This is a genomic window from Aquibium carbonis (assembly GCF_003970795.1).
Classification (GTDB): domain Bacteria; phylum Pseudomonadota; class Alphaproteobacteria; order Rhizobiales; family Rhizobiaceae; genus Aquibium; species Aquibium carbonis.
The window spans coordinates 19,127-43,652 of the sequence record NZ_RWKW01000054.1; the positions used below are offsets into that span (position 1 = coordinate 19,127).

Annotated in this window: 28 protein-coding genes; 6 read left to right on the top strand and 22 right to left on the bottom strand. The window is 65.9% G+C overall.

The genetic code is table 11. The features are described 5' to 3' along the window. The first annotated feature begins 17 nt into the window (after nucleotides 1-17). The 5 genes from prfA to EJC49_RS15070 all read left to right on the top strand — a co-directional run bounded on the left by prfA (nucleotide 18) and on the right by EJC49_RS15070 (nucleotide 5,955). Nucleotides 18-1,097 (top strand): peptide chain release factor 1, encoded by a 1,080-nt coding sequence (gene prfA / locus EJC49_RS15050; RefSeq protein ID WP_126700762.1) that lies wholly within the window; start codon nucleotides 18-20, stop codon nucleotides 1,095-1,097. Continuing rightward, entirely contained in the window at nucleotides 1,090-1,968 is an 879-nt protein-coding gene (gene prmC, locus EJC49_RS15055) for a peptide chain release factor N(5)-glutamine methyltransferase (protein ID WP_126700763.1), read from the top strand. Before prfA ends, prmC begins: the two co-directional genes overlap by 8 nt. 337 nt (nucleotides 1,969-2,305) lie before the next feature. After that, nucleotides 2,306-3,334 carry a DUF4167 domain-containing protein gene (locus EJC49_RS15060; protein ID WP_245453409.1) on the top strand — a complete coding sequence of 343 codons (1,029 nt, stop codon included), beginning with the start codon at nucleotides 2,306-2,308 and terminating at the stop codon, nucleotides 3,332-3,334. Between the two features lie 299 nt (nucleotides 3,335-3,633). After that, entirely contained in the window at nucleotides 3,634-5,496 is a 1,863-nt protein-coding gene (locus tag EJC49_RS15065) for a feruloyl-CoA synthase (RefSeq protein WP_126700765.1), read from the top strand. A 39-nt stretch (nucleotides 5,497-5,535) separates the two neighbouring features. Then, on the top strand, nucleotides 5,536-5,955 hold the full coding sequence (locus tag EJC49_RS15070; protein ID WP_126700766.1) for an acyl-CoA thioesterase: 420 nt from the start codon (nucleotides 5,536-5,538) through the stop codon (nucleotides 5,953-5,955). Here EJC49_RS15070 and EJC49_RS15075 read toward each other — a convergent pair. From EJC49_RS15075 to EJC49_RS15100, 6 genes are all read right to left on the bottom strand, one after another. Continuing rightward, nucleotides 5,952-6,914, bottom strand: coding sequence for an alpha/beta fold hydrolase (locus EJC49_RS15075; protein WP_126700767.1), 963 nt, complete (start codon nucleotides 6,912-6,914; stop codon nucleotides 5,952-5,954). The two genes, EJC49_RS15070 and EJC49_RS15075, sit on opposite strands and share 4 nt — an antisense overlap. Nucleotides 6,915-7,033: 119 nt before the next feature. Continuing rightward, nucleotides 7,034-7,474, bottom strand: a complete 441-nt coding sequence (locus EJC49_RS15080) for a MarR family winged helix-turn-helix transcriptional regulator (protein ID WP_245453410.1) — start codon at nucleotides 7,472-7,474, stop codon at nucleotides 7,034-7,036. A gap of 83 nt (nucleotides 7,475-7,557) precedes the next feature. Next, nucleotides 7,558-8,025: a DUF3237 domain-containing protein gene (locus EJC49_RS15085; RefSeq protein ID WP_126700769.1), complete on the bottom strand. Its 468-nt coding sequence runs from the start codon at nucleotides 8,023-8,025 to the stop codon at nucleotides 7,558-7,560. Between the two features lie 6 nt (nucleotides 8,026-8,031). Continuing rightward, the gene (locus EJC49_RS15090; protein WP_126700770.1) at nucleotides 8,032-9,327 is read right to left on the bottom strand and encodes a TRAP transporter large permease; all 1,296 of its coding nucleotides are present in this window, start codon (nucleotides 9,325-9,327) and stop codon (nucleotides 8,032-8,034) included. Further along, a complete protein-coding gene (locus tag EJC49_RS15095; protein ID WP_126700771.1) occupies nucleotides 9,314-9,859 on the bottom strand; it encodes a TRAP transporter small permease subunit in 546 nt (181 codons plus the stop codon). Before EJC49_RS15095 ends, EJC49_RS15090 begins: the two co-directional genes overlap by 14 nt. A 59-nt stretch (nucleotides 9,860-9,918) precedes the next feature. Beyond that, entirely contained in the window at nucleotides 9,919-10,935 is a 1,017-nt protein-coding gene (locus EJC49_RS15100; protein WP_126700772.1) for a TRAP transporter substrate-binding protein, read from the bottom strand. 147 nt (nucleotides 10,936-11,082) lie between these two features. Between EJC49_RS15100 and EJC49_RS15105 the strand changes: the two genes are divergently transcribed. Continuing rightward, on the top strand, nucleotides 11,083-11,877 hold the full coding sequence (locus tag EJC49_RS15105) for a crotonase/enoyl-CoA hydratase family protein (protein WP_245453411.1): 795 nt from the start codon (nucleotides 11,083-11,085) through the stop codon (nucleotides 11,875-11,877). Nucleotides 11,878-11,919: 42 nt separating this feature from the next. Here the strand turns inward: EJC49_RS15105 and EJC49_RS15110 are convergent, their stop codons facing one another. The 16 genes from EJC49_RS15110 to fliK form a co-directional block, all read right to left on the bottom strand. Continuing rightward, a complete protein-coding gene (locus tag EJC49_RS15110; protein WP_126700773.1) occupies nucleotides 11,920-12,447 on the bottom strand; it encodes a hypothetical protein in 528 nt (175 codons plus the stop codon). Then, complete coding sequence (locus tag EJC49_RS15115; protein ID WP_126700774.1) at nucleotides 12,444-12,869, bottom strand: hypothetical protein; 426 nt, start codon at nucleotides 12,867-12,869, stop codon at nucleotides 12,444-12,446. The genes EJC49_RS15110 and EJC49_RS15115 overlap by 4 nt, the downstream gene beginning before the upstream one ends. A gap of 19 nt (nucleotides 12,870-12,888) precedes the next feature. After that, entirely contained in the window at nucleotides 12,889-13,461 is a 573-nt protein-coding gene (locus EJC49_RS15120) for a rod-binding protein (RefSeq protein ID WP_170314727.1), read from the bottom strand. 60 nt (nucleotides 13,462-13,521) lie between these two features. Continuing rightward, nucleotides 13,522-13,929 carry a hypothetical protein gene (locus EJC49_RS25700; protein WP_170314728.1) on the bottom strand — a complete coding sequence of 136 codons (408 nt, stop codon included), beginning with the start codon at nucleotides 13,927-13,929 and terminating at the stop codon, nucleotides 13,522-13,524. A gap of 4 nt (nucleotides 13,930-13,933) precedes the next feature. After that, a complete protein-coding gene (gene fliR / locus EJC49_RS15130) occupies nucleotides 13,934-14,686 on the bottom strand; it encodes a flagellar biosynthetic protein FliR (protein ID WP_126700775.1) in 753 nt (250 codons plus the stop codon). Beyond that, complete coding sequence (gene flhA / locus EJC49_RS15135) at nucleotides 14,683-16,773, bottom strand: flagellar biosynthesis protein FlhA (protein WP_126700776.1); 2,091 nt, start codon at nucleotides 16,771-16,773, stop codon at nucleotides 14,683-14,685. Before flhA ends, fliR begins: the two co-directional genes overlap by 4 nt. Nucleotides 16,774-16,872: 99 nt before the next feature. Beyond that, on the bottom strand, nucleotides 16,873-17,139 hold the full coding sequence (gene fliQ / locus EJC49_RS15140; RefSeq protein WP_126700777.1) for a flagellar biosynthesis protein FliQ: 267 nt from the start codon (nucleotides 17,137-17,139) through the stop codon (nucleotides 16,873-16,875). A gap of 37 nt (nucleotides 17,140-17,176) precedes the next feature. Beyond that, entirely contained in the window at nucleotides 17,177-17,563 is a 387-nt protein-coding gene (flgD, locus tag EJC49_RS15145; protein WP_126700778.1) for a flagellar hook assembly protein FlgD, read from the bottom strand. Further along, the gene (gene flbT, locus EJC49_RS15150; protein WP_126700779.1) at nucleotides 17,560-18,006 is read right to left on the bottom strand and encodes a flagellar biosynthesis repressor FlbT; all 447 of its coding nucleotides are present in this window, start codon (nucleotides 18,004-18,006) and stop codon (nucleotides 17,560-17,562) included. Before flbT ends, flgD begins: the two co-directional genes overlap by 4 nt. After that, nucleotides 18,003-18,350, bottom strand: a complete 348-nt coding sequence (gene flaF / locus EJC49_RS15155) for a flagellar biosynthesis regulator FlaF (RefSeq protein ID WP_126700780.1) — start codon at nucleotides 18,348-18,350, stop codon at nucleotides 18,003-18,005. Before flaF ends, flbT begins: the two co-directional genes overlap by 4 nt. Before the next feature lie 42 nt (nucleotides 18,351-18,392). Further along, nucleotides 18,393-19,442 (bottom strand): flagellar hook-associated family protein, encoded by a 1,050-nt coding sequence (locus tag EJC49_RS15160; protein ID WP_126700781.1) that lies wholly within the window; start codon nucleotides 19,440-19,442, stop codon nucleotides 18,393-18,395. A gap of 7 nt (nucleotides 19,443-19,449) precedes the next feature. Next, a complete protein-coding gene (gene flgK / locus EJC49_RS15165; protein WP_126700782.1) occupies nucleotides 19,450-20,910 on the bottom strand; it encodes a flagellar hook-associated protein FlgK in 1,461 nt (486 codons plus the stop codon). 32 nt (nucleotides 20,911-20,942) lie between these two features. Then, a complete protein-coding gene (locus tag EJC49_RS15170) occupies nucleotides 20,943-22,202 on the bottom strand; it encodes a flagellar hook protein FlgE (RefSeq protein WP_126700783.1) in 1,260 nt (419 codons plus the stop codon). Between the two features lie 146 nt (nucleotides 22,203-22,348). Continuing rightward, complete coding sequence (locus EJC49_RS15175; protein WP_126700784.1) at nucleotides 22,349-23,020, bottom strand: response regulator transcription factor; 672 nt, start codon at nucleotides 23,018-23,020, stop codon at nucleotides 22,349-22,351. A gap of 180 nt (nucleotides 23,021-23,200) precedes the next feature. Then, a complete protein-coding gene (locus tag EJC49_RS15180) occupies nucleotides 23,201-23,761 on the bottom strand; it encodes a transglycosylase SLT domain-containing protein (RefSeq protein ID WP_126700785.1) in 561 nt (186 codons plus the stop codon). Then, the coding region (gene fliK / locus EJC49_RS15185) for a flagellar hook-length control protein FliK (RefSeq protein ID WP_148106300.1) at nucleotides 23,712-24,526 on the bottom strand (815 nt) is incomplete at its 5' end. The genes EJC49_RS15180 and fliK, both read right to left, overlap by 50 nt.

Here is a 24,526-nt window from a genome sequence, read left to right on the forward strand (position 1 = left end):
TCGATACATACGCAACCATGACCATTCTTCCCGCCGATCGCATGGACCAGGTCCTGAAGCGCCACGATTACATCGAGGCGCAGCTGGCGGCCGGGCCGGATTCGGACACCTATGTCCGCCTTGCCTCGGAGTATTCCGAGATCCAGGACCTCGTCGTCCAGATCAAGGCGCTGCGGGCGGCCGAGCGCGAGCGCGACGGCATCCGCGCCATGCTGGCCGACAAGGCGACCGACGCGGAGATGCGCGAACTCGCCGAAGTCGAACTCGACGAGGTGGTCGAGCGCATCGAGGCCGTCGAGCAGGCGATCCAGCTGCTGCTGCTGCCCAAGGATGCGGCCGACGCCAGGAGCGCCATCCTCGAAATCCGCGCCGGCACCGGCGGCGACGAGGCGGCGATCTTCGCCGGCGACCTGTTTCGCATGTACGAGCGCTATGCCGCCGACCATGGCTGGAAGGTGGAACTCGTCTCGGCCAGCGAGGGCGATGCCGGCGGCTACAAGGAAATCATCGCCACCGTCACCGGCAAGGGCGTGTTTTCGAAGCTGAAGTTCGAGTCCGGCGTGCACCGCGTGCAGCGCGTGCCGGCGACCGAGGCGAGCGGACGCATCCACACCTCGGCGGCCACCGTCGCGGTGCTGCCGGAGGCCGAGGACATCGACGTCGAGATCCGCAACGAGGACATCCGGATCGACACGATGCGCGCTTCGGGTGCGGGCGGCCAGCACGTCAACACCACCGACTCGGCGGTGCGGATCACCCATATCCCGACCGGCGTGGTGGTGGTGCAGGCGGAGAAGTCGCAGCACCAGAACCGGGCCCGGGCCATGCAGATCCTGCGCGCGCGGCTGTTCGACATGCAGCGCACCAAGGCGGCCGACGAGCGCTCGGAGGCAAGGCGGCTCCAGGTCGGCTCGGGCGACCGGTCGGAACGCATCCGCACCTACAATTTTCCGCAAGGGCGGCTCACCGACCACCGCATCAACCTGACGCTCTACAAGCTCGACCGGGTGATGGAGGGCGACCTCGACGACGTCATCGACGCGCTGATCTCCGACCACCAGTCGAAGCTTCTGGCCGAAATGGGCGAGAATGGCTGAGACGCCCGGCGTTGCGGGCGAAACCCTCGACGCCGTGCTGCGCCGGACGCGCGGCGCGCTTGCCGCCGCCGGGATCGCGGATGCTTCGCTGGATGCGCGGCTGATCGTCGAACACGCGACCTCGACGGATCGGATGGACGTGATTCGCGATCCCGGCCGGCCGGTTTCCCGGGACGAGGCGCTTGCGATCGAGGCCCTGCTGGCGCGGCGCCTGGCCGGCGAGCCGGTGCACCGCATCCTCGGGCATCGCGACTTCTACGGGCTGACGCTAGGGCTGTCGCCCGACACGCTGGAGCCGCGGCCCGACACCGAGACGCTGGTCGATCTCGTGCTGCCACGCCTGCGCCGGGCTGCGGCCGAGGGCAGGCCATGCCGGATCCTCGATCTCGGCACGGGCACCGGCGCCATCGCGCTGGCGGTGTTGGTGCAGATTCCGCAAGCGCACGCGGTGGCGGCCGACATCGCACCCGGTGCGGTGGAGACCGCTCGGCGCAATGCCCTGACGAACGGCCTGTCGGAACGCTTCGAGACGGTGGTTTCGGACTGGTTCGGCCATGTTTCGGGATGCTTCGATGCAATCCTGTCGAACCCGCCCTATATAACGGATACGGAATATGCGGCGCTTGCGCGCGAGGTGAAGGACCATGATCCGGTGCGGGCGCTGGTTGCCGGAGCCGATGGACTGGATGCGTATCGCGCGATCGCGGCCGGTGCGGCACAGCATCTTCGTCCCGGCGGCATCGTCGGGCTCGAAATCGGCGCAAGCCAGAAGCGCGCCGTGACGGCTCTCTTCGAAACAGAGGGTTATGTGCTTCTGGACGCGGCCAGCGATCTCGGGGGGCGGGATCGGGCCCTCGTTTTCGGCCGCTGACCGCAATGATTGTGCCTTGCGAAAAAGTGCTTGGCATACGTTGCGATACCGGATAGCTTCCGGCCACCGGATGAGACGAAGCAGGCAGTGCTGATCGGTTCGGTTCCTTCAGGATACAAGCTGCCGGCCGCGTGACCCACGCAAGTGCTTCGTATGGGGTTCCTCCGGCCCATGGTGAGAAACCGGGAACGTGATGGCTGGGCTGGCGGCTGAGGCATGCTGCGGTGCTCGGAATCGAATGGCGCTCGCGAAAGCCTTTGATGGCGGTGGCGCCCGCTTATTTCAACATGATTGAAACGAAGAGTATCGGATGAGGCCACAACAGCAGAACAGGCGCATGCGCGGCAGGAACAACAATAACAATAATAGCAATAACAGCAGCCGCAAAGGGCCGAATCCACTTACCCGTAGCTATGAAAGCAATGGGCCTGACGTCAAGATCAGAGGTTCGGCCCAGCAGATTGCGGAAAAATACTCGACATTGGCCCGCGATGCGCACAGCGCCGGCGACCGGGTCATGGCCGAGAACTACCTGCAGCATGCCGAGCACTACAATCGCATCATCATGGCGGCCCAGGGTGCAATGCCGGCGCCCGCGCCGCGCGACCAGCGCGACGAATTCGACGACGAGGATGGCGACGAGTCGGGCGACCAGAACTACGGCAACCAGCAGCCGGAGTCGCGCCAGCCCGAAATGCGGCAGAACGACGGCCGGCAGAACGAGAATCGCGACAACCGCCCGCAGGGCCAGAACGAAGGCCGCCAGAATGACGGCCGCCAGGGCGAAGGTCGTGACGGTCGCCAGCAGGATTCTCGCCAGGGCGAGAATCGTGATGGCCGCCAGCGCGACAATCGTCGGGAGGACGGGCGTCGGGAGGACGGGCGTCGGGAGGACGGGCGTCGCGAGGATGGACGCCGCGACGACAATCGTCGCGATGGCGAGAACCAGCCACGCGATCCTCGTCGCGAACACCAGCCGCAGCCGGTCGCCGCGCGGGACAATGCAGGCAACGGCGAGAACCAGCCGCATGACGGCAGCGGTCCGCAGCCGGTGATCGAAGGCATGCCGGCCGAGGTCGCGCTCGAACAGGAAGCCATGTCCGCGCAGAAGCCCGCAGGCCGACGCCGTGGCAGGCCGCCGCGCAGCGACAGCGTTGCCAAGGGCGCGGATGACAACGCCGCGGCCGAAGCCACGGTCGTCGCGCCTGCCGCCGAGCCCGTGGCCGCCGAAGCCACGGCAAGCGAAGCGCCTGCCGCCGGAGACGACGGCGCACCGCGTCGGCCCCGCCGTCCCCGCCGCCCTCGCAAGGAAGGCGAACCGGCCGCCGAGGACAATTCCGACGAGCCGGCCATCGCGGCGCAGTAGGCACGTTGGTCGCATCGACGGTCCCGTCATGGGGACCAGACCGTCCGAGCGGATGCCCGGACAGAGAAGGAGGTCCACGAGGCCTCCTTTTTTCTTGTCGTCGTCGGACGGCTCGAAGCGCGGAGCACCGATCCGTTCGAGCATCATCGCGCACGTCGGTCCGGATCGCCGAGCGGCTTGGGCGGCGAAGGTGCGCCCGGCTTTCCGCGGCGCCGGCCAAGGCCGGGCCCTTGCGGACAGCTTGAAGTTTCTCCCGGATCGTTATACTCAATAACAAAATTTCTCGGGAGGAAATCATCATGTCGGCCACTGCCGCTACGGGATTGCGGGCCGTTCGCATGGGCGAACAGTCCGTCGCGCTGACCGCCGGGTCTTCCGGGTCGACCTATGTCGAGTCCGTGCTGCCGCTCGGCGACTATCCGCGCTCGATGATCGACTGGCTGCGCCGCTGGGCCGCGGAGGCGCCGGAGCGCGTGTTCATCGCCGATCGCGGCGAGGACGGCGAATGGCGCAAGGTCACCTATGCCCAGGCGCTGCAGAAGGCGCGCTCGATCGCCCAGTCCATTCTCGACCGGAAGCTTTCCGCCGAACGCCCGATCGTGGTCCTGTCCGGAAACTCCGTCGAGCACGCACTGATCGCGCTCGGCGCGATGATGGCTGGCGTACCCTTCGCGCCGGTTTCACCGGCCTACTCGCTGGTGTCGAAGGACCATGCCAAGCTGCGGCACATCTTTTCGCTGTTGACGCCCGGCCTCGTCTTCGCCGCCGACGGCCGGCCCTTCGAAGCCGCGCTACGGGCGGTGATGACGGACGAGATCGGCCTGGTCGTGGCGCGCCACCCCGTCGGTGGCCTTTCCTCCGACAGCTTCGATTCCATGGTCGCGACGACGGCCACCGATGCCGTGGACGCGGCGGATGCCGCCGTCAGCCCCGATCAGCCGGCGAAGTTCCTGTTCACGTCGGGTTCCACCGGCATGCCGAAGGCGGTCGTCAACACGCAGCGGATGATGACATCCAACCAGCGGATGATCGCGTCGGCCATGGCGTTCCTGACCGACGGGCCGCCGGTTCTGGTCGACTGGCTGCCCTGGAACCATACGGCGGGAGGCAACCACAATTTCGGCATCGCGCTTTCGAACGGCGGGACACTGTACATCGACGATGGCGCGCCGACGCCTGGCGGCATCGAGAAGACGGTGCGCAACCTGACGGAGATCGCCCCGACGATCTATTTCAACGTGCCCAAGGGCTACGAGATGCTGACCGAGCACCTGGCACGCAATGCCGCGCTGCGTGAACGGTTCTACAGCAGGGTCAAGCTTCTGCAATATGCGGGCGCCAGTCTCGCCAAGCATGTCTGGGACGCGCTGGAAAGTCTCGCGGTCAAGACCATCGGCGAGCGCGTGATGATCATCACCGGCTATGGCTCGACCGAGACGGCGCCCTTCGCCTTCACCACCACCTGGCCGGTGAACCAGCCCGGCGAGGTCGGCCTGCCGGCGCCGGAGCTGAAGATCAAGCTGGTCCCGAATGCGGAAAAGCTCGAGGTCCGGCTGAAGGGACCGAGCATCACGCCGGGCTACTGGCGACAGCCCGACAAGACCGCCGAGTGCTTCGACGAGGAAGGCTACTACATGATCGGCGATGCGCTTCGCTTCGTCGATCCGGAGGATGTGTCGAAGGGCTTCATGTTCGATGGCCGCGTCACCGAAGACTTCAAACTGTCGACCGGCACCTGGGTCAACATGGCCGGGGTGAGAAGCGCGATCGTCTCGGGCTTCGCTCCCTATGTGCGCGATGTCGTGCTGACCGGGCTCGACCGCAACCACATCGGCGCGCTGCTGTTCCTCGACGTCGATGCGACGCTGCGGCTGGCGCCCGAGGTTGCCGTCGCCGACGAAAAGCACCTGGCGCACCATCCGGCGGTGCTGCTGCATTTCCAGGACAAGCTCGACGCGCTGGCGAAACGGTCGACGGGCAGCTCCACGCTGGTTGCGCGCGTCATCATCCTCGACAGTCCGCCCGCCATCGACGCACACGAGATCACCGACAAGGGATCGATCAACCAGCGCGCGGTGATGCAGACGCGGGCAAAGCTGGTCGAGGATCTTTACCTCGACCCGGCGCCGCGCCATGTGCTGGTGGCGAACCGGAAGGGCTGAACGGCCCATCGCGGCTCGGCCTGAACAAAGGGGGCAGTCATGCTGGTCAACCGACGCGACATCGAGATCGAATGGGGCGATTGCGATGCGGCGGGCATCGTGTTCTACCCGCGCTACTTCGCCATGTTCGATGCTTCGACGGCCTATCTGCTCGAAAAGGCGACCGGCATGAAGAAGATCGCCTGGACGAAGGCCTTCGGCGTCATCGGGACTCCGATGGTCGACACGAGCGCCAAGTTCATCATCCCTTCCCGCTATGGCGACGTGATCACGATCGAGACCACGGCCGGAGAGGTGCGACGGTCGAGCTTCGACATCGAGCACCGGGTGCTGAAGGGAGACGCGGTGGCCATCGTGGCGCGCGAGACGCGGGTGTGGGCGGGCAAGGATCCCGAGAACCCCGACCGCATCAAGGGCTTTCCGATTCCCGACGCAGTGGCGGCGGCGTTGAAGGGCTAGCGGTTTCCGCCCCCGCTGGCCTCGATGAAATCCAGGACCGCCCGCCACATCGCCGCGTCGTGCCCGACGAGCATGTGTCCACCATCGTCGAAAAGCAGGAGGCGTGCATCGGGTGCCCGGGCCGCGATGTGGCGCGCTGCGGCGGCCGTGCCGTAGAGATCGTCCTTGGCGCTGATCGCCAGCACCGGACAGGTGATCGTCTCGAGCGGGTGGGGCGGCGGATCGCCAGCCGTCGCCATGTCCATCAACAGCCCCGCCTTGCGGCGGCTCACCGGCAGGACGTGGAAGAGCATGTTGCGGACGCGCTGCCGCTCGGCCTCGCCTGCCGCCTCCAGCAGAGCAGGATCGGTGGCCAGCACCATGCGCGTCATGAAGGCGGGCGCCATCCTGATCGCAGCCCAGAACAGCATGTCGGAGCCGAGCGCGGCCTTTATGACGGGCCAGGCTGCGGGCGCGGCATTGGTGCCAGCGGGACGATCCGGTGCGTAGCTGGCGGGAACGACGAGAATGAGGGCGCGGCACCGCGAGGGATGACGGATCGCGAACTGCGTGGCCGACAGGGCGCCGGCCGAGCCGCCGACCACCACTGCCTGATCCACGCCGACGGCATCGAGCAGGAAGGCGAAGGCATCGGCCTGGCGTTCCGGCGAGGCGGCTTGCGGCATGACGCTGCGCAGATAGCCGAAACGCGACGGCGCGATGACCCGGAACCCGGCCTCCGTCAACGGTCCGGCAAAGGCGAGGCCCTGATCGAAGCCGCCGCCGCTGCCATGGATCATCAGGACCGGCGAGCCACGGCCCGTGTCGGCATATTCGATCGTGCCGTCCGGCCCGTCGAGCAGGCGGCTCGGCGCGTCGGCCGCCGCGCCCGCGATGGCCATGTCGCGGCGATAGGCCGAGGCGGCAACCAGGAGGGCGGACACCAGAACGCCCGTGACGAAGAGCAGGATCAGTCTCATCGGCGACGCCCCTTCGGAAGGGCAGATGCCGCTCCCATCTGGCCAACCTGAGGCGGTTTAAGGGTCCGGCGCGATGATCAGGATCAAGTCGGCCGGAGCAGCCTTCTGCGCCCGACGCGCTACGGGTCGGACGCGGCGGCGCCGCCGGCCGGCGGGGAAAGCAGACGGTCGAGCAGATCGATCAGCCGGTCGCGCTCGTCGATCCCGCCCAGCCGCTCGATCAGCCGGTCCTCATGCTCGGCCCACATGGCGGTCATCTTCCTGACGAAACGCGCGCCGTCCTCGGTCAGGTGGACGGAGTGGGAGCGCCGATCGGTTTGCGCCTTGCGCCGTTCGGCAAGGCCGCGCTTTTCCAGATTGTCCATCAGGGCGACGAAATTGGCGCGCTTCACGCCGAGCATCTCGGCGATCTCCGACTGTTTCAGGCCCGGCGTCTCGGCAATGATGGCCAGCACGGAGAACTCGGCCGGGCGCAACTTCATGCGCGCGAAGGTCTCGATGAAATCCTGGAACACGTAAAGCTGCGCGCGCCGCAGCTTGTAGCCGATGATCGTCGCCATGGGGGGAACTTCGACGCGGCCGGACACTCTTGCGGCGGTCTCGACGCCCCTGCCTTCCGTCCGCGACCTGGGATTCCGCGGGGTCATGTCACTTCGTAGACGGAGATGAGGACGGCCGACGCCAGGCGCGCGCCGGTGCCGACGCAGATCAGCCTGTTGAGCCAGGCATAGCGCGGGTCGCCGGTCTCGAAGCGCGGCAGCGTGCGCATGTAATACTGCGCGGGATCGACGGGCTCGCCGCGGCCGACCGCCGCAAGCACCTCGGCCGGCCCGTGCCGGTAGCCGAAATTGCGGATGTCGATCAGCGCCCCGTCCTGCGTCTCGATGGCGTAGCGGGTGTCGAGCTCGGCGTTGGCGTCGGCCATGATCGTCTGCCAGTCGGCGCCGAGATTCAGGATGCGGCCGTTGAGCCGCTCGCCCTCGACCTTGCCGCCGACGATCGGGATGATGCGCCGCCGACCGCGCGGCGCGTCTCCGAGTTCCATCGGCTTGGCCAGTTCGACGGTCAGGTCGCAGAGATGAACGAGTTCCGGCTTGGCGAGTGGGGGCATTCGGCGTCACTTCATGGTCATGGGCAGGAACATCACGATCGCCGGGAAGAGGATCAGCAGGATCAGCCGCAGGATGTCGGTCATCACGAAGGGAAAGACGCCCTTGAAGATGGTGACGAGATTGACCTCTCTGGCGATGGTGTTGATGACGAAGACGTTCATGCCGACAGGGGGCGTGATGAGCCCGAGTTCCACCGTCATGACGATGATGATGCCGAACCAGATCGGATCGAAGCCGAGAATGAGGATCACCGGGAAGACGATCGGGACGAGCAGGATGATCATGGCCATGGCATCGAGGATGCAGCCCATGATCAGGAAGAAGGCGAGGATGAGCGCCAGCGTGCCGTAGGCGCCGAAGTCGAGCGCGACGAGGAAGGCGGTGATCTTCTGCGGCGTCTGGGTGATGGCCAGGAAATAGCCGAAGAGGACGGCGCCGATCAGGATCGTGTAGATCGCCACGGAGGTGCGCAGCGCCTCGATCAGGCTGTCCAGGATCCTGGCGACGTTCAACCGGCCGCGCAAGACGCCGATCAGGCAGGTGAGGACGGAGCCGACGGCGGCCGCCTCGGTGGCGGTGGCGATGCCGAGATACATCGAGCCAATGATGGCGATGAAGAGGATCAGCACGGCCCAGACGTCGCGCAGCGACCGGACGGCGTCGCCGAAGTGGAAGCGCTCGCCCGGCGGCAGCGACCGCCTGTAGGCGACCCGCACGGTGAGCATGTACATGATGACGGCGAGCGCTCCGGGCACGATGCCGGCGATGAACAGCTTGCCGACGTCCTGTTCGGTGATGAAGGCATAGACCGCCAGCACCACCGAGGGCGGGATGAGGATGCCGAGCGTTCCGCCGGCCGCGATGACGCCGCTGGCCAGCTCGTTCGAATAGCCGACGCGCTTCATCTCGGGCAGGGCGATCTTGGTCATGGTCGCGGCGGTGGCGACCGACGAGCCGCAGATGGCGGCAAAGCCACCGCAGGCGGCGATGGTCGACAGGGCCATGCCGCCCTTGAGGAAGCCGAGCCAGGCGTGGCCGGCGCGGAACAACTCGCGCGACATGCCCGAATTGGTGGCGAAGACCCCCATCAGGATGAAGAAGGGGATGAGGCTGAGGTTGAAGTCGGTGATCACCCGGATCGGCGACTGGGCCAGAAGGTTGAGCGCGGGCTTGAAGCCGGTGATGGCGGCGAAGCCGCCGACGCCGACGAGGCCCATGGCGATGCCGATCGGCACCCGCAGGGCCATCATGGCAAAGAGCGCGATGAAGCCGCCTACCGCAACGAAATCAGCGCTCGACATCGATTTTCCCGCTGCGTGCGGCCTGCTCGGCCGCGTCGAAATGGTCGAGCGAGCCGCGACCGGTCGCGATGATGACGATGCGGGCGAGCACCGTGACGACGGCCACTGCGGCACCGGCGCAGATCAGCGCCAGGAATGGCCAGGCCGGCAGACGCAGGTCGAAGGTGGCCTCGCCGCTGCGGTAGGCGCTCATGACGCGGTCGAACATCTTCCACGACAGCAGGACGGTGAAGACGAGCAGGACGGTCCAGGCGATCAGGTCGACGATGCGGCGCATCAGCGGCGGCATCAGCTCGACGAAGATGTCGACCTTGATGTGCGAGCCGCGAAAGCCGACGCTGGCGAAGCCCCACATGATGGCGACCCCGAGCATCAGCCGCGAGATGTCGAAGGCTTCGGGAATCGGCGAGGCGAAGCCGTAGCGGCCGATCGCGGACGCCACGACCAGCAAGGTGATCGCGGCGAGAAAGAGCGCGGCGATCCTGTCGATCGCCAGCGAAAAGCGTTCGAGAGCCCTGATCAGAGCGTTCATGCGCGGGTGCCGTCTTCAAGGGGAAGGAGCCGGCCATGGGCCGGCTCCTCGTTTGCAGATCAGTAGCGCGAGTTGTTGCGCTCGAGAGCGGCGATGAAATCGGCGTAGATCTTTTCGGGATCGGCACCGACCTTGGTGACGTCCGCCTTCCACGAATCGAGCAGCGGCTGTGCGGCATCGCGCCAGAGCTGCACCTCCTCGGCCGTCGGCTCGTAGAGCGTGTGCTCGCCCGAATCGATCATCTTCTGGCGGCCCGAATACTCGTTGTCGGCCCAGCCGGTCGAGAACTTCTGCGACCATTCGGGGGTGCAGTGGTCGTCGATGACCGCCTTGTCCTCCGGCGCGAGGCCATTGTAGGTGTCCTTGTTGAACAGGAGCATCTGCGCCGACAGGTAGAACGGCATGTCGAGGTGGTACTTCACCTCCGAGTCGATGCCGAAGATGTAGATCGAGTTCCACGGGAAGGTCATCGCGTCCGCGGTGCCCTTGGCGATCGCCTCGCGCGCCTCGGGCGCCGGAACCTGCACGCTCGCGCCGCCGAGCTGGCTGACGAAACGGGCCATGGTGGCGTGAGCCGGGCGGATGTTCTTGCCGCGGACGTCGGCGGGGACGTTGATCGGCGTCTTGGAGTGGATCGTGCCCGGATCATGCGGATTGATGAGGCAGAACATGACGTCGCTCATCTCGGTCTCGGCGATCGGGTCGTACCACTCGTGCAGCGCCTTGGCGCCTTCCTTGGCGTTCGTGGCCTGGAAGGGGATCTCGGCGATGCTGTAGATCGGGAAGCGCCCCGCCTGATAGCCCGGATTGGTGTAGCTGATGTCGACGATGCCGTCGCGGGCCATGTCGTAGTGATCGGGCGCAGCGCCCAGCTGCTGAGCCGGGAAGATGGTGATGTTGATGCGGCCGTTGGAGGCCTGCTTGATCGATTCGGCCCAGGGCTCGATTCCGAGAGACTGGATCGGATGGGTGGCGGGCACCCAATGCGACAGGCGAAGTTCGACTTCCGCCGCCTGCGCGGCAAAAGCGCTCATGGAAATGGATGCGGCGAGAGCCGCGACAGTCTTGCGATTCATAGGTCTTCCTCCCTTTGGGCCATACTGACAGGGGTCCGGCGATCGCGCCAGCCCCAACCTTGAATGACGAGAGAATGTTATGGTACGTAACAATATAATCAAGAGGAATTTTCCGCTGGCCACCGGCTGCGGGGGGAGAAGAGCCGCATGAATTCCACCGTCGATTCCGCTGCATCGGAAGACCGCGCGATGCTGGTCGAAATCCGGGACACGATCGCCATTCTGTCGTTCAACCGGCCCGACAAGCGCAACGCCATCAACGATGCGCTCCTGGAAGAGCTGCGCACCTTTTTCGCGAAGCCGCCGAAGGGCGTTCGGGCGGTGGTGCTCCAGGGCCTCGGCGGCCATTTCTCGGCAGGCCTCGACCTGTCGGAGCAATCTCGGCGCGAGCCCGAGCAGGTGCTCTATCATTCGCGCAGTTGGCACTCGGTGATGGAGGCCATGCAGTTCGGCGGTTTGCCGATCGTCTCGGTGCTGACGGGGGCGGTGATGGGCGGGGGGCTGGAGATCGCGGCCGCGACCCATGTTCGGGTGTCCGAGCCATCGGCCATGTTCCAGCTTCCGGAAGGCAAGCGCGGCATCTTCGTGGGCGGCGGCGCCACGGTCCGCGTCGGCCGCATCATCGGCCCCGACCGGATGACCGAAATGATGCTGACCGGCCGGCGCTACGACGCGCAGGACGGCCTGCGGCTCGGGCTGTCGCACTATCTGGTGGAGCCGGGCGAAGGCCTGGCGCGCGCGCTGGAACTCGCCGCCGAGATCGCGTCGAACGCGACCCTGGTCAACTACCTGATCATCCAGGCGATCTCGCGCATCGACGACATGTCGCGGGCCGACGGGCTGTTTGCCGAGAGCCTGAGCGCGGCGCTGTCGCAATCGGGCGCGGATGCGCTGGAGGGGCTCAACGCCTTCCTGGAAAAGCGCAAGCCGCGCTTCGGCTGACCCGAGCGGAGTGCGGGCGGCCCGCGCTGGCGGGCTGCCTGGTCAGTGCCCGCTCGGTGTGTTGGCGTTGAAGGTGGGCCGGTTCTTGCCGCCCTTGGCATCGCGGCGCTTCAGCGCGTTGTCGCGGATCTGCTCCTTGGTCAGGTAGTCGACCTGCTCGATCATGATCTCGTAGATCAGGTCGTCCCCGACCCGCTGGTTGATGCTGTCCTTCAGGCCGGTCCGCATCGCGTTGAGATCGACGCCCTCGACGCGCGAGAAGTCGATCGACGGGTTGGAGAACAGGAAGGTGTAGACCTCGTCGACCAGCAGCGTGTCGATGGGAAGGGCGAGCTTCTTCAGCTTTTCGACATCGGCGGCATAGACGAGCTTCGAGAGGAAGTAGCCTTTCACGGCGCCCTCCTGGACCACGGGAACCGACATCATGTCGGTCTTCACGAATTCGAGCTTGCCATGATAGGGCGAGTCGCCGGTCGTCACCGGCTGCGCGCCGTTCATCGAGTAGGAAACGAAGATCGTCCCGATCGTGACGCCGATGATCCAGACGGCCGCGACGACGAACTTGATCATGCCGTCCGCATCCGCTGGAAGGCGGCGGAATCATAGGTGCCGTCCGCTTCCGACTGCTCGATCGCATCCTGAATCAGGCCGGCCACCTCCGTCACCGCCTTGAGATGCGCGGCGATGGCGGCCTCGTTTTCCGCAAGCTTGCCGCGCAGGCGGATGATGCCGTCGCGGTTGGCCTGCAGGACCTCGGGCCGGATGTCGCGCACCGCCTTGTTGAGCTCGTAGAGATAGCGGCTCTTGCGGTCGTTGGAGGATTTCAGGTCGAAGCCGACATCGGTGCGGATCGCCTTGGTCTCGATCTCGACAGCTTCCTCGATGCGGGCGATGAGGCCGGGCAGGCTGGCGCCGCGCTGGCTCGCCTGCGGGTCGACGCGCGGCCGGGGGACGTTGACCGGTACCTGGGAATAGAGATCCTGTTCACTCATTGCCCCACTCCTCCCTCTGTCACCGCCCGGCGGTCACGCCGCCGGTCGTATCGCCCGCCAGGTCGACGACATTGCGCATGATGTTGCGCTGGATCTCCTGAACCATCGCGACCGAGAGGAGCGACTGGGTGTCGGCGCGTTCGGTCTCCGCCGGATCACCCTTGATGCCGGCGACCGGGATACGCTTGTCCTGGTCCATGTAGTAGTCGCCGAGGACGCGGTCGGCGATGCCGATGCCGCCGCCCCTGGCCATCTGCTGCGCCAGTTCCTGGGCGAGGAAGCTCTTCCACATGTCGCCGGCGATGCCGGCGCCGTAGACGCTCTCGGCGTCCTGCGGCAGCATCGACTGGAGGAAGGTCTGGAGCACCATGGCCTCGAACTTCTGGAACGCCTCCGGCCGCTTTGCGGACGCGACGCGGCTTGCCACCGGGGCGTCGCGCAGGTCGGCAAGATTTTCGGGAACCTCGAAACCCGCCTTCGCGGCCACCCTGTCGACGATCGCGGCCAACCTGGCACGGGCGGCCTCAAGCGCTTCCGGCTCGACGGCGCGGGCCACGTCCATGATGATGTCGCTCGGCGGTGAGATGCTCACGGGGTGCCCTCGTGGACCATTTCCATGGACGGTTTTTCGCAGATCAAGCTTGCCGCAGGCTTACCCGTTCCCGCCGCCCCGCGAGGGCGGCAGGCCGAGCAGGCGCTCGACCGTCTCCAGCGCGCTGCGTTCCTCGGCCGCCCGTTCCTCGACCCTTACGGCGGCGCGGTAATCCTGCCCCACGCGGTCGGTGCGGGCAGTCTCCCTGGCGATGTTGTCGGCCTCCCGCCGGGCGGCCTGGAGGTGGCGATCGCGCTTGTCGTGAGCCCTGACGATCGCGCGCTCGTAGAGTTCGGGGAACAGCCGCGACAGCGTCGCGTCGGTGTCCTTGCCGGAGGCGATCTCGGCGGCCTCGGCCTCGGCCTTGTGTGCGGCCCTCAACTCGTTGGCCCGGCGCATCTCGTGCATGGCCTTCAGCTGTTCCTGGACCCGCAGGATGCGCTTCAGCCGGTCGGAGCGGTTCGCCATCGCCTCACCGCCCCACCGTCATGGGCACGAACCCCTCGGCGAAAAGGCGCAATAGCGGCCCGATGCCCAGATACATCAGGAGCAGCCCGCCAACGAGGACGAAGGGCAGGGAGATGAAGTAGATGGGGATCTGCGGGGTCAGCTTGTTCAGCAGTCCGACCGCCAGGTTGACGACGATGCCGTAGGCGATGAAGGGGCTGCCGAGCTGGACCATGACCATGAAGCTCTCGCCGAGCGTGTCGGCAATGTCTGTCAGCGCCGAGGCGGGGTTGAACAGGAGGTTCGGCGGGGCGACGCGGTAGGAGTTCACCAGCGCCTTGATGACGTCGTGGTGGAAATTCATGATGAAGAGCAGCATCAGCGCCGAGAAGGTGATGAGGTTGGTGATCGCCGCCTGTGCGTCGTTCTCCTCCACCGCGCCGGTGACCATGTTGCCATAGCCCGAGACCATGGCGATGGTCGAACCGACGAACTGCAACGCCAGCACGTAGATGCGGGTGACCAGGCCGATCAGGGCGCCGATCAGAAGTTCGGAGACGACCATGCCGACGAGCACGGCCGGCTCGCGCGAGACGAACGGCGTGAGGCTGTCCCACAGATGCACGGTGATGGCGAAGGTGGCGGCGATGGCCACGAACAGCCGCACCTGAAGCGGGACGCGGACGCTGGACAGGCCGGGCATGATCATGAAACAGGCGCCGACGCGGCAGAAGGCGAGGAAGGCGGCGAGGAGGAGCTGTTCGCTGGGCAGGGTCACGAGAAGGAACCGAGGACGCGGATCTCGACACCCTTGGCGATCTCGACATGCGACAGCACCGGCAGCGTCGGGAAGAACCGCTCGATGATCATCCGCACGTAGGGACGGGCATCCGGAGCCGTGACGATGACGAAGCGTTCGCCGGCGTCGAAATACTTGCGCACGACCTTGGCCGCTTCCTGCCCGAACTCCTCCAGCAGGCGCGGATCGATGTCGAACTCGCGGATTTCGCCCTTGGCGTCGCGCTTGAGCGACTGGTGGAAGGCGAGGTCCCAGCGGTTGCCGAGGCGCAGCACCTTGAGCACCCCGCCCGCCGTCAGGTCGCCGCAGATCTGCTGCGACATGCGGATGCGAACATGCTCGACGATCTGCTCGGTGCGGCGCACATGCGGCGCGATCTCGGCGATGGCCTCGATGATCAGGTGCAGGTTGCGGATCGAGACGCGCTCGGCGAGCAGGAGCTTCAGCACGGCCTGCAGGCCGGGGTAGGAGATGTGCGAGGAGCAGATCTCGTCGGCTAGCTTCTTGTATTCCGGGTCGAGCCGCTCGATCAGCGCCTTCATGTCCTTGTAGGACAGAAGCTGCGGCAGGTTGTTGCGGATCACCTCGGACAGATGCGTCAGCAGGACGGAGAGATTGTCGGCATAGGCGTAGTTGTCGCGCTTCAGATCCTCGGCGAAGGTTTCCGGCACGGAATAGGCGCGCATGCCGAAGGCCGGCTCGCGCACCTCCTCGCCGGGCATGTCGGGAGGCTGGTTGCCGCCGAGCAGCACCATCACCTCGCCGACCCGCATCTGATACTCGGCCACCACCGTGCCGTGGATCTTGATCTGGTAGGCCTTGGCGGGAATGGCGAAATCGTCGGTCAGGCGCACTTCCGGGACGACGAAGCCGTAGTCGAGCGCGAACTTCTTGCGCATCTTGCCCATGCGGAACGCCAGTTCCTGATGCGAGGCGAGGAGCCGCGTCGACAGCTGCTTGCCGATCAGGAGCTCGATCTCGGCGGTCTTGAGCGAGGACTTGACCGAGTTCTTGTCCTCCTGGACCTTCTCTTCCTCCTTCTGCTGCGTGGCGGCCGCCTGGGCATCGCTGCGGCGCTTGGCTCGGCGGGGTATGACGAAGGCGACGAGGCTGAGCGCCAGCGCCAGCGCCATGAAGGGAAAGAACGGCAGGCCCGGCATGACCGCCAGGGCAAACAACAGCGAGGCGGCGACGTAGAGCGCGCGCGGATAGGCGGCGAGCTGGCCCATCACCGCCTGGTTGGCCGCACCGCGGGTGCCGCCCTTGGACACCAGCAGGCCGGCGGCGAGCGACACGATCAGCGCCGGGATCTGCGTCACCAGTCCATCGCCGACCGAGAGCTTCACGAAGACGTCGGCCGCCTCGCCGATGCTCATGCCGTGCCGGCCATAGCCGATGGCGATGCCGCCGACGATGTTGACCGCGGTGATGATCAGGCCGGCGATCGCATCGCCGCGGACGAACTTGGAGGCGCCGTCCATCGAGCCGAAGAAGGAGCTTTCCTCCTCGAGTTCGCGGCGGCGCGCCTGCGCCTCCTTCTCGTTGATGATGCCGGCGGAGAGGTCGGCATCGATCGACATCTGCTTGCCGGGGATGGCGTCGAGGGTGAAGCGCGCGCCCACTTCGGCGATGCGGGTCGAGCCCTTGGTGATGACGATGAAGTTGACGATGACGAGGATCATGAAAACGATCAGCCCGATGACGAAGTCGCCGCTCATCACCAGGTTGGAAAAGCCGCCGATGACGTAGCCGGCCGCGTGGGTGCCCTCGTTGCCATGCGCCAGGATCACGCGCGTCGTGGCGATGTTGAGCGCCAGCCGCAGCATCGTCGCCAGAAGGAGGATGGTGGGAAAGGACGAGAAGTCGAGCGGCCGCGGAATCCAGAGCGCCACCATCAGGATCAGGACGGACAGCGCGATCGACACCGCCAGGCCCATGTCGATCATGAAGGACGGGATCGGCAGGAACAGCACCGACAGGATCGTGATGATGCCCATCGCGAAGTAGACGTCGCGGCTGTTGCGTTCGGCCGCCGCCGGTATCGGCGTGATGGTCACGTTGGCCATCGGTCAGCGTCTCTCCTGGCTCTCCACAAGCGTCAGGCTTTAGCGGCCCAAGCTTGCGCGAGGGTGAGCGCGCGAATGCGCGCCGACGGGGAAGTGGCCTCAGAAGCCGTTCTGGATGCGCTGGAAGATGACGTTGGTGAAGGTGGAGAGCTGGGCGCCGACGAAGGGTCCCGACAGGGCGACGGCGAGCAGGATCGACACGATCTTCGGCACGAAGGTGAGCGTGATCTCCTGGACCTGCGTCAACGCCTGCACGAGGGCGATGGACACGCCGACGAGCATGGCGACGACCACCGCCGGCCCGGAGGCCAGGAGCACGGTCCAGATCGCGTACTGGACGATCTCGAGTGCGTCGATCTCGTTCATGTCGGTCCTCGGGCGGGCGGAAAGGCCGCGCGCCGTGTCAGCTGATCGTGACGCCGGCCCCGAGCGGCACCGTCTCGCCATTGTCGAGGATGGCGGTGACGCCGTCGGTCGTGATCCCCGTCGCGATGACGGTGCCCGTGGTGCCGTCGAGCGCGGTCACGGTGCGGCCGATGATGCTCGCGGCCTGGCCGAGCAGGGTCATCTGCAGAAGGGAGTCCAGCTTGGCGTTCGTCTGCACAGTCTGCTCCACCTGCGAGAAGGTGGCAAGCTGGGCGACGTAGTCGGTCGAGTCCATCGGCGCGGTCGGATCCTGGTTCTTCATCTGCGTGACGAGGAGCCGAAGGAAGGATTCGTAGTCGACCGTGGTGGATTTTGCGAGGCTGGCGGTCGAGGCGGTCGCGCCCGTGACGGCAGGAACGGTCATGATGCGAGCGCCTCCAGCGCGTCGGGAGCAAGGGGGGGAGCCAGGTCGCGCTGCTCGGCCATGATCGCGGCTTCGATCGGGAACAGGCTGCGGATGAGTTTCAGCGCGTCGTAGATGTGGTCTTCGGCCACGAGACGGTCGGCATGCTTGAGCGAAGCCAGCACCTGGTCGTTGGTGAAGGTGGCGAGCAGCATCGGCAGCGATCGCCTGAACATTTCGCGCGCCGGCGCCGATTCCTCCGGGTTCATCAGCATGACCTGCACGATGAAGTAGAGCTGGCGCAGGGGGGTCGATGCCTTTTCCGGCTGCATGACGTGGTTTTCGAGCAGGAACTGCACGTCGTTCAGGAACTCGATCGAGGTCTTGCGATCGACCCGCACCACGGCGCCGTTGATGTAGATCTTCTCGTTCGCCTTGAGAGAGATGCGCAGGGTGTTCTTCATTGGATCCCGTCCCTGATGATCTGCGAAACCTCGATCAGCCCGTCGAAATTGTCGGACTGGCCCTGCCGCACGGCCTCGCCCTCGCGCAGGAGCCACAGCCCGATGGAGATGAGGTTGGCGCGCAGTTCGGACGGCAACTCGTTGTCGTTGCTGGCCAGGTCCTCGATGAAGGTGGTCCAGACGCGACTGAGGAAATGCAGGGCCTCGATGGCCTGCATCGAGTTCGTGCCCTTGTCGCGCGCGGCCATGAGGAGGTCGATCGACCGCGACAGCAATTGCCGCTCGCGGTCCTTCGCGTCTGCAACCGAATCGGTTTGGATTTCGGCGTATGAGAACTGATACATCGTTCTTCCGTTTTCGCTGCGGGCCGGGCCGGCCACGGTTCCTTACAACAGCCTGGTGAGGCTCAGTTGCTGGATCCGGGCAGTAAGGGCGTATGAGGTTTCGATCTGCGAGATCAACGCGTTTACGCGGGTGGACGCTTCGTAGGGGTCGACGCCTTCGAGCTCGTTCAGGAAGGTCTTGAAGATGTCGATCTGCATCTCGACCCGCTCGGTGGCATTGCTGATGCGCTGTTCGGTGAAGCCGACGCGGGCCTGCGTCTGGGCGATGTCGCCCAGCGCTTCGCCCACCATCCTGACGGCCTTGTCGGCGATGGCGATCAGAGCCTGATCGTTCAAGTCGCCGCTGAAGAGATTGGCGACCATCGCCGCGGCCATCGTCAGCTTGCGGATGCCCTCGACATTGGCGCTGACCGAGGTCTCGGCGGTTTCGTTCAGCGCGATGCGGGTGGTGATGCCCTGGTCGGAGGCGGACGACCAGTTCGTTTCCCAGCCGGAGCCGAAGAACTCGTCCCGGAGCGCCCCATCGAGGAAGGCGGTCATCTGGTCGGCGGTAATCGCGTCGGCGGCCGGGTCGTCCGCCGCGAAGCCGAACTCGGCCAGGAATGCCGCGTCGATGGCGTCCTTCGGACCCGGTGCGCTGGCGTCGAAATAGTCTGCGAGCGGCACGACGTCGGTGTTGACGCCGGCAAAGACGTGCTCGCCGTTGAAGCTCGAATTGACGATGCCGGTGAGCGACTGGAGCATGGACACGGCGGCCTGGCGGGTGGTGGCCTGATCGGCGTCGCCCGACACCGCGGCGGCGAGCGCCGACAGGAAGGTGGAGGAACCCTCCGAGATCTGGCCGAGCGCGTTCTGCGTGGCGGTGAGGCGCGAGGCGACCAGCGAGTTGGTGCCGACGATCGTCTCCATCCGGACGATGTCGCGCGACAGCGTGACGGCCTTTCCCGTGCGCACGCCGATCGACAGTCCGAGATCCGCGACCCGTCCGGTCTGCACCTCCTTCTGTCCGGCGATCAGTTCGGTCTGCATCTTCGTCAGGGAGTAACGAAGCGCGTTTCGGATGGCATCGGTGGAGACGAAGTTGACCTTCATGGCGCTATCACACCAGTTCCAGGAGGGCGGCCATCATCCGGTCGACCGTGCTGATGATGCGGGCGGACGCCTCGTAGGCGTGTTCGAGGTCGAGCAGCAGGGCCATTTCCGTGTCGACGTTGACGCCTGTCTCGTTCGACAGCGCCTCGGCGGTTCGGACCATCATGGCGCTGGCGCCGAGGGCGGCGCTGGAGGATTGCTGACGCAACCCTTCGATCCAGCCGATGGAATTCGCGCCGAACTCGGCGAGGCTGACATTGGCCGCGATGCCCGCCGACGTGTCGAAGACGATGGGTGCGTCGATACGGTCGGCCAGGCCGATCAGCAAGGTGGCGAAGGACGCGCCCCCCAGCGTGTTGGCGACATAGTCGCCGCCATTGGCGCCGCCATCGCGCAGAAGCACCGGATCGCCGCCCTGCTCGCTGTCGAAGGCGGCATTCACGGTGATCATCGACGCGAGGCCCTGGGTGACCACTCCGTCGATCGGCAGGTCCGGCCCGCCGCTCCAGGTGAAGAGACCCGCCAGGGCGGGCGCGCCGCCGCCCGTCTGGTCGAGTTCGGCAAAGGCGAAGATGGCCCCGCGCGCGATCTCGTCCAGCTGTGTCTGCATGGTGACGGCGACGTCGTCGCGCAGCTTCACCAGCGCGCCGAGAGTGCCGGAAATGGCGCTGGCGTCCTGCGTCGCGGCGGTGACGGGGATGCCGTCGACATAGACGGAATTGCCGACCATGCCCGGTCCGAACGAGGCGGTGGGTTCGAAGGTCACCTGGCGGGGGATGGTTTCGAACAGGGTTGCGCCGTCGGCGGTCATGATGACCATGTCGTCATTGCCGCGCGAATAGGTCGAGATCGGGATGTACTGCGCGATGTCGGAGAGGATGGCGTTGCGCTGGTCGATGAAGCTGTTGGGGTCGCGACCCGTCGCGGTCGCGGAGATGACCTGCCTGTTGGCGATCTCGAAATCGGCCAGAAGCTTGTTGATGTCCGTGACGGCCGCCTTGATCTCGACATCGGCGCTGGTGCGGATGTTCTGGATCGCATCCGAGCCATCGTTGAGGGAGCGGACGAGCTGGCGTGCGGCGTCGATGGCACCTTCTGCGAGGTTGGAGCTCGAGGGCGTGGCGGAATAGAGCTGGATCGCGTCGCGCAACGCGGCCAGCGCTGTGGTGGGCGAGGAGGCGTTGTTGGTGCCGTTCACCGCCGTGGCGAGGTTGTCGAGCCCGGACAAGAGCCGCTGCTGGCCCTGCCAGTCGGATGCGGCGCGCAGGTTCTGCTTGAACAGGGCATCGTTGGTTGCTCGACGGACTTCGGAGACGCGCACGCCTCCGTCGGTGCTCGCAAGGACCGCCGTTCGCCGGGCATAGTCTGCATTGCCGGCGTTCGTGATGTTCTGCGAGACGACGCTCGTGCGCTTGGACGTCGCGAGCAACGCGCTCTGGGCGATGTTGAGCGCCGTTGTCAGCGACATCCGTCACCACTCTCCGGGCCGGGCATGCGGGTTTACCTCTTCAGATTCACGAGGATGTCCATCAGCTCGGAGCCGGTCTGGAACACCTTCGAATTGGCGGTGTAGCTGCGCTGCGCCTCGATCATGGCGGTCAGTTCCTCGCCGATGTCGACGTTGGACGCCTCGAGCGCGCCGGAGCTGATGGAGCCGAGTCCGCCGGAATCGGCAAAGCCCAGATACACGTCGCCGGAACTCGGGCTCTGGCTGAAGACGTTGCCGGAGCCGATGATCAGCTGGTCGGGGCTGCGCACGTTGGCAAGCGGGATCTTGTAGAGCGCCTGCATCGTGCCGTTCTCGTAACGGGCGTAGACGGTGCCATCCTGGCCGATCTTGATTTCCTTGACCGCTGCCGCCGCACTGCCGTTCACATTGGCTTCGCCGGGGGTGTAGCTGGTGGCCAGCTGGCTCATCTTGGTCAGGTTGAGCGTCAGCGTCTCGCCGCCGGGAACCGGAATCGCGAGGCTGGTGATGCTCGACGCATCGAGCTGACCATTGGTGCCGTCGAAGATCAGCATGTCGGATGCGATGGGGCCGGACGCATAGGGAAAGCCGGTATTGGCGGTGCCGTCGGCCTGGTTGAAGACCGTGATCTCCCACTCGTGATCGGCGGTCTTGGAGTAGTAGATGTCGAGCAGGACCTCGCCGCCGAGGCTGTCATAGACCACGAGCGAGGTCTTGTTGGTGTATTCGGCGCCGGCGGCGTTGGTGGAGGGCAGCAGCGCCGGATCGACCTCGCTGGCATTGGCCGGAAGATTGGCGGCTATGCTGCCGGCCGTGGTGGGAATGGCGGACATCGACTGCTGGACGACGGTGACCGGCTCCAGGCCGGCGAAGGAGTTGGCGACGGGGCTCGGATCGCCGTTGGCGAAGCTGTAGCCCAGCAGATAGAAGCCGGCCGCGTTGACGAGCCGTCCCTGGTCGTCGGGCACGAAGGAGCCGGCACGGGTGAGGAAGGGCTGGCCGGATTCGTCCTGGACGACGAAGAAGCCGGCGCCCTCGATCGCCAGGTCCGTCGCCGAGGGCGTGTACTGGATGACGCCCTGGCGCGAGACGGAGGCGCGCACGTCGCTGACGATGCCGCCCGAGGCATAGTAGCCATCCGACGAGCCGATCACGAGGGTGGAGAATTCGATGGTCGATTTCTTGTAGCCGTTGGTGCCGGCATTGGCGATGTTGTCGGCGACCGTACCCAACCGGTTGGACTGGCCCTGCATGCCGGACACCCCTGTCCGCATCATCCCGTAGAGGCTCATTCGACATTCCCTTCGCTTCCAGCGTCGCCCGATACGCAGGCTAGCTTTCCGGACTTGCGCGAAACTGTACTCGAAGGTTAACAAATCCTTGCGGTTCCGGCGGTTGGCCCGGATTTCAGGGCCAATGGCGGCGACCGGGACGGCGTTCAGACGTTCAGGCAGTAGCCGAGGAAGCGCTTCGAATCGATCGGGTCGAACCCCAGCCGCTCGCGCAGCTTCTTGCGCAGCTTGCTGACGTGGCTCTCGATGACGTTCTCCTCGACCTCTTCGTCGAAGATGCCATAGATGGCATTGAAGACCTGCGTCTTGGTCACGCGGCGGCCGCGGTTCTGCGCCAGGAACTCGAGGATCCGACGCTCGCGCCGTGGCAGCGGCATCGCCTCGCCGTTGATCTCCGGATCGCGGCCGTTCATGAAGATGCGCAGCCCGCCGAGATCGGTCCAGCTTGCGGCCTCGTCATGGACGCGGCGGCGGATCGCGGCGATCCGCGCGAGGATCTCGCGGATGTGGACGGGCTTGCGGATGACGTCGTCGACACCCGACTCGAACAGCCTCAGCGTGTTCTCGAGGGAGTGCTGGTCCGACAGCGCGATGACCGGCGCGCCGGTCCGCTCACGCAGCAGCCGCGGCGACACGGGATGGTCGTCGCACTCGCCGATCAGGAAGGCTCCGATCGACTGGAGGTCCTCGGTGGCCGCGCTGGACACCCACTCGCCAAACTCGCTCGCGCGGAAGCCGGTGGTGGGCACGCCTTCTCTTCCGAAAAGCGATGTAAACCCTTCCTTTACCCGTTCCCGTTCATCAACGATCACAATCATCGGTCCGCCCCCGAATCAGCCTCTAAGCCCGCTGGGAAAGGGGGTAGCCGTTGCCGGGAATCGCCGACAACGGTAAGATTTTATATATTAAAAATTGGGACAAAGGCCGGGCGCCGTCTCGCGTTTGTCCACAGCTTTTCCACAGGACGGGAAGGCTCGGCCGACTGGTTTGAATGCAACCTACGAGTTACAAAAACTTCTTGCCTCGGGGGTCCAACGTCCGAAGCCGGTTGCAACCATGTTGGTGATGACGCGGCAGACATATCGCTTCTGCGCGGGGTCGTTGTTGGGGCCTGCATGATAGCGCGCCACGGCGAGCGACCAGCTCTTGTGACGCCGTTTCAGGTCGACGAGGAAGCGGGCCGCATAGTCGACATTGTGATGCGGGTCGAGCATCTGCGTCACGCTGGCGAACTCGTCTGCATGGTAGCGGTGGTTGATCTGCATGCAGCCGAGATCGATGAGCGTTTTTCCATTGCGCCTCGCCTGAGCGAAGTGCCGTTCGGCCTCGGCGGCGCTGCGGGCGAACACGGCCTTGCCTTCGATGTTCAGCGCATAGGGCTGAAGGCTTCCCTTGTGGCCGGTTTCGGTGAGACCCACAGCATATAGTATGCCGACAGGGACATCATACTTCTTCGAGGCACGCAGGATCTCACCTTCGCAAGGATTGGCAAGGGCTGTCGCCGTCGCGCTAGATGTAAAGACCGCCACCAGCAGGGCGCGCCGCAGGAGTGTGCGCATCGCCGTTCTGACCTCCCTGTTCGACGTCGCGCCGGCGGTTTCCCGTCGCCTCGCCGTCCCCTTGCCGCTCGCGTCCGGTCCCCTGGGACAGTTCCCCCGAGCCATCGCCCTGGCGGCTGCCGGGGGCGGTCTGGGACTGGCCGGACGTTGTCGATTGTTGCTGGATGGAGACGTCGTCGACCGCGAAGCCGAGCCCGCGAAGAGCCGTCAGGATGGCATCCCTTTCCGAGGAAAGCCGCCGCAGGGCGTCGCCATTCTCCACTCGTATTTCTACTGAAAGTTGTTCGCCGACGATCCTCAGGCGGGCCTCCACGGAGCCCAGTTCGGCCGGATTGAGCTGGATCCGAAGGTCCCGGACAGGCCCGATCGGGGCGCTTGCAGCCTCCTTTCGGGCGGCCGTCGCCCGCTCCAGGGCGCCTTTCCAGTCGCCATCGGTGGCCATCGTGGCGACAAGATCCGTGATGGTGCGCTGATTTTGCGACACTCCGGGGGCCGGGATGACCGTTTCGCCGATCACGCGGACCTTCATGTCGCCGATCTCGGGGGTGGGCCTGGCACTCTTCTGGGCCTGCGGTGCCGGCTCGCCGCGCCTGTCCTGGCCCGTTTGCGCGCCGTCCCGGCCATCGGTGGGCTCTTGCGTGGCCGGTCTGTCCAGCGAAGCTTGCGCGGAGGCCGGATGCTCGGACGGCCGGGGGGCGGCGAGCGGGGCCGTTCGCTGGTCGCGCGGCTGCGCCGGCAGGATGGCGGGCAATGCCACGGCGGCCA

Excerpts from the sequence above, each read along its gene's own strand:
- EJC49_RS15105 (WP_245453411.1), top strand. The coding sequence starts at position 11,083 with ATGAATTCCACCGTCGATTCCGCTGCATCGGAAGACCGCGCGATGCTG.
- fliQ (WP_126700777.1), bottom strand. The coding sequence starts at position 17,139 with ATGAACGAGATCGACGCACTCGAGATCGTCCAGTACGCGATCTGGACC.
- EJC49_RS15110 (WP_126700773.1), bottom strand. The coding sequence starts at position 12,447 with ATGATCAAGTTCGTCGTCGCGGCCGTCTGGATCATCGGCGTCACGATC.
- flbT (WP_126700779.1), bottom strand. The coding sequence starts at position 18,006 with ATGAAGAACACCCTGCGCATCTCTCTCAAGGCGAACGAGAAGATCTAC.
- EJC49_RS15115 (WP_126700774.1), bottom strand. The coding sequence starts at position 12,869 with ATGAGTGAACAGGATCTCTATTCCCAGGTACCGGTCAACGTCCCCCGG.
- EJC49_RS15160 (WP_126700781.1), bottom strand. The coding sequence starts at position 19,442 with ATGAAGGTCAACTTCGTCTCCACCGATGCCATCCGAAACGCGCTTCGT.
- EJC49_RS15070 (WP_126700766.1), top strand. The coding sequence starts at position 5,536 with ATGCTGGTCAACCGACGCGACATCGAGATCGAATGGGGCGATTGCGAT.
- EJC49_RS15080 (WP_245453410.1), bottom strand. The coding sequence starts at position 7,474 with ATGGCGACGATCATCGGCTACAAGCTGCGGCGCGCGCAGCTTTACGTG.
- EJC49_RS15180 (WP_126700785.1), bottom strand. The coding sequence starts at position 23,761 with ATGCGCACACTCCTGCGGCGCGCCCTGCTGGTGGCGGTCTTTACATCT.
- EJC49_RS15090 (WP_126700770.1), bottom strand. The coding sequence starts at position 9,327 with ATGTCGAGCGCTGATTTCGTTGCGGTAGGCGGCTTCATCGCGCTCTTT.
- flgK (WP_126700782.1), bottom strand. The coding sequence starts at position 20,910 with ATGTCGCTGACAACGGCGCTCAACATCGCCCAGAGCGCGTTGCTCGCG.
- flaF (WP_126700780.1), bottom strand. The coding sequence starts at position 18,350 with ATGTATCAGTTCTCATACGCCGAAATCCAAACCGATTCGGTTGCAGAC.
- EJC49_RS15095 (WP_126700771.1), bottom strand. The coding sequence starts at position 9,859 with ATGAACGCTCTGATCAGGGCTCTCGAACGCTTTTCGCTGGCGATCGAC.
- flgD (WP_126700778.1), bottom strand. The coding sequence starts at position 17,563 with ATGACCGTTCCTGCCGTCACGGGCGCGACCGCCTCGACCGCCAGCCTC.
- EJC49_RS15100 (WP_126700772.1), bottom strand. The coding sequence starts at position 10,935 with ATGAATCGCAAGACTGTCGCGGCTCTCGCCGCATCCATTTCCATGAGC.
- EJC49_RS15060 (WP_245453409.1), top strand. The coding sequence starts at position 2,306 with ATGCGCGGCAGGAACAACAATAACAATAATAGCAATAACAGCAGCCGC.
- flhA (WP_126700776.1), bottom strand. The coding sequence starts at position 16,773 with ATGGCCAACGTGACCATCACGCCGATACCGGCGGCGGCCGAACGCAAC.
- EJC49_RS15085 (WP_126700769.1), bottom strand. The coding sequence starts at position 8,025 with ATGCCCCCACTCGCCAAGCCGGAACTCGTTCATCTCTGCGACCTGACC.
- prfA (WP_126700762.1), top strand. The coding sequence starts at position 18 with ATGACCATTCTTCCCGCCGATCGCATGGACCAGGTCCTGAAGCGCCAC.
- prmC (WP_126700763.1), top strand. The coding sequence starts at position 1,090 with ATGGCTGAGACGCCCGGCGTTGCGGGCGAAACCCTCGACGCCGTGCTG.
- EJC49_RS15175 (WP_126700784.1), bottom strand. The coding sequence starts at position 23,020 with ATGATTGTGATCGTTGATGAACGGGAACGGGTAAAGGAAGGGTTTACA.
- EJC49_RS15170 (WP_126700783.1), bottom strand. The coding sequence starts at position 22,202 with ATGAGCCTCTACGGGATGATGCGGACAGGGGTGTCCGGCATGCAGGGC.
- EJC49_RS25700 (WP_170314728.1), bottom strand. The coding sequence starts at position 13,929 with ATGGCGAACCGCTCCGACCGGCTGAAGCGCATCCTGCGGGTCCAGGAA.
- EJC49_RS15065 (WP_126700765.1), top strand. The coding sequence starts at position 3,634 with ATGTCGGCCACTGCCGCTACGGGATTGCGGGCCGTTCGCATGGGCGAA.
- EJC49_RS15075 (WP_126700767.1), bottom strand. The coding sequence starts at position 6,914 with ATGAGACTGATCCTGCTCTTCGTCACGGGCGTTCTGGTGTCCGCCCTC.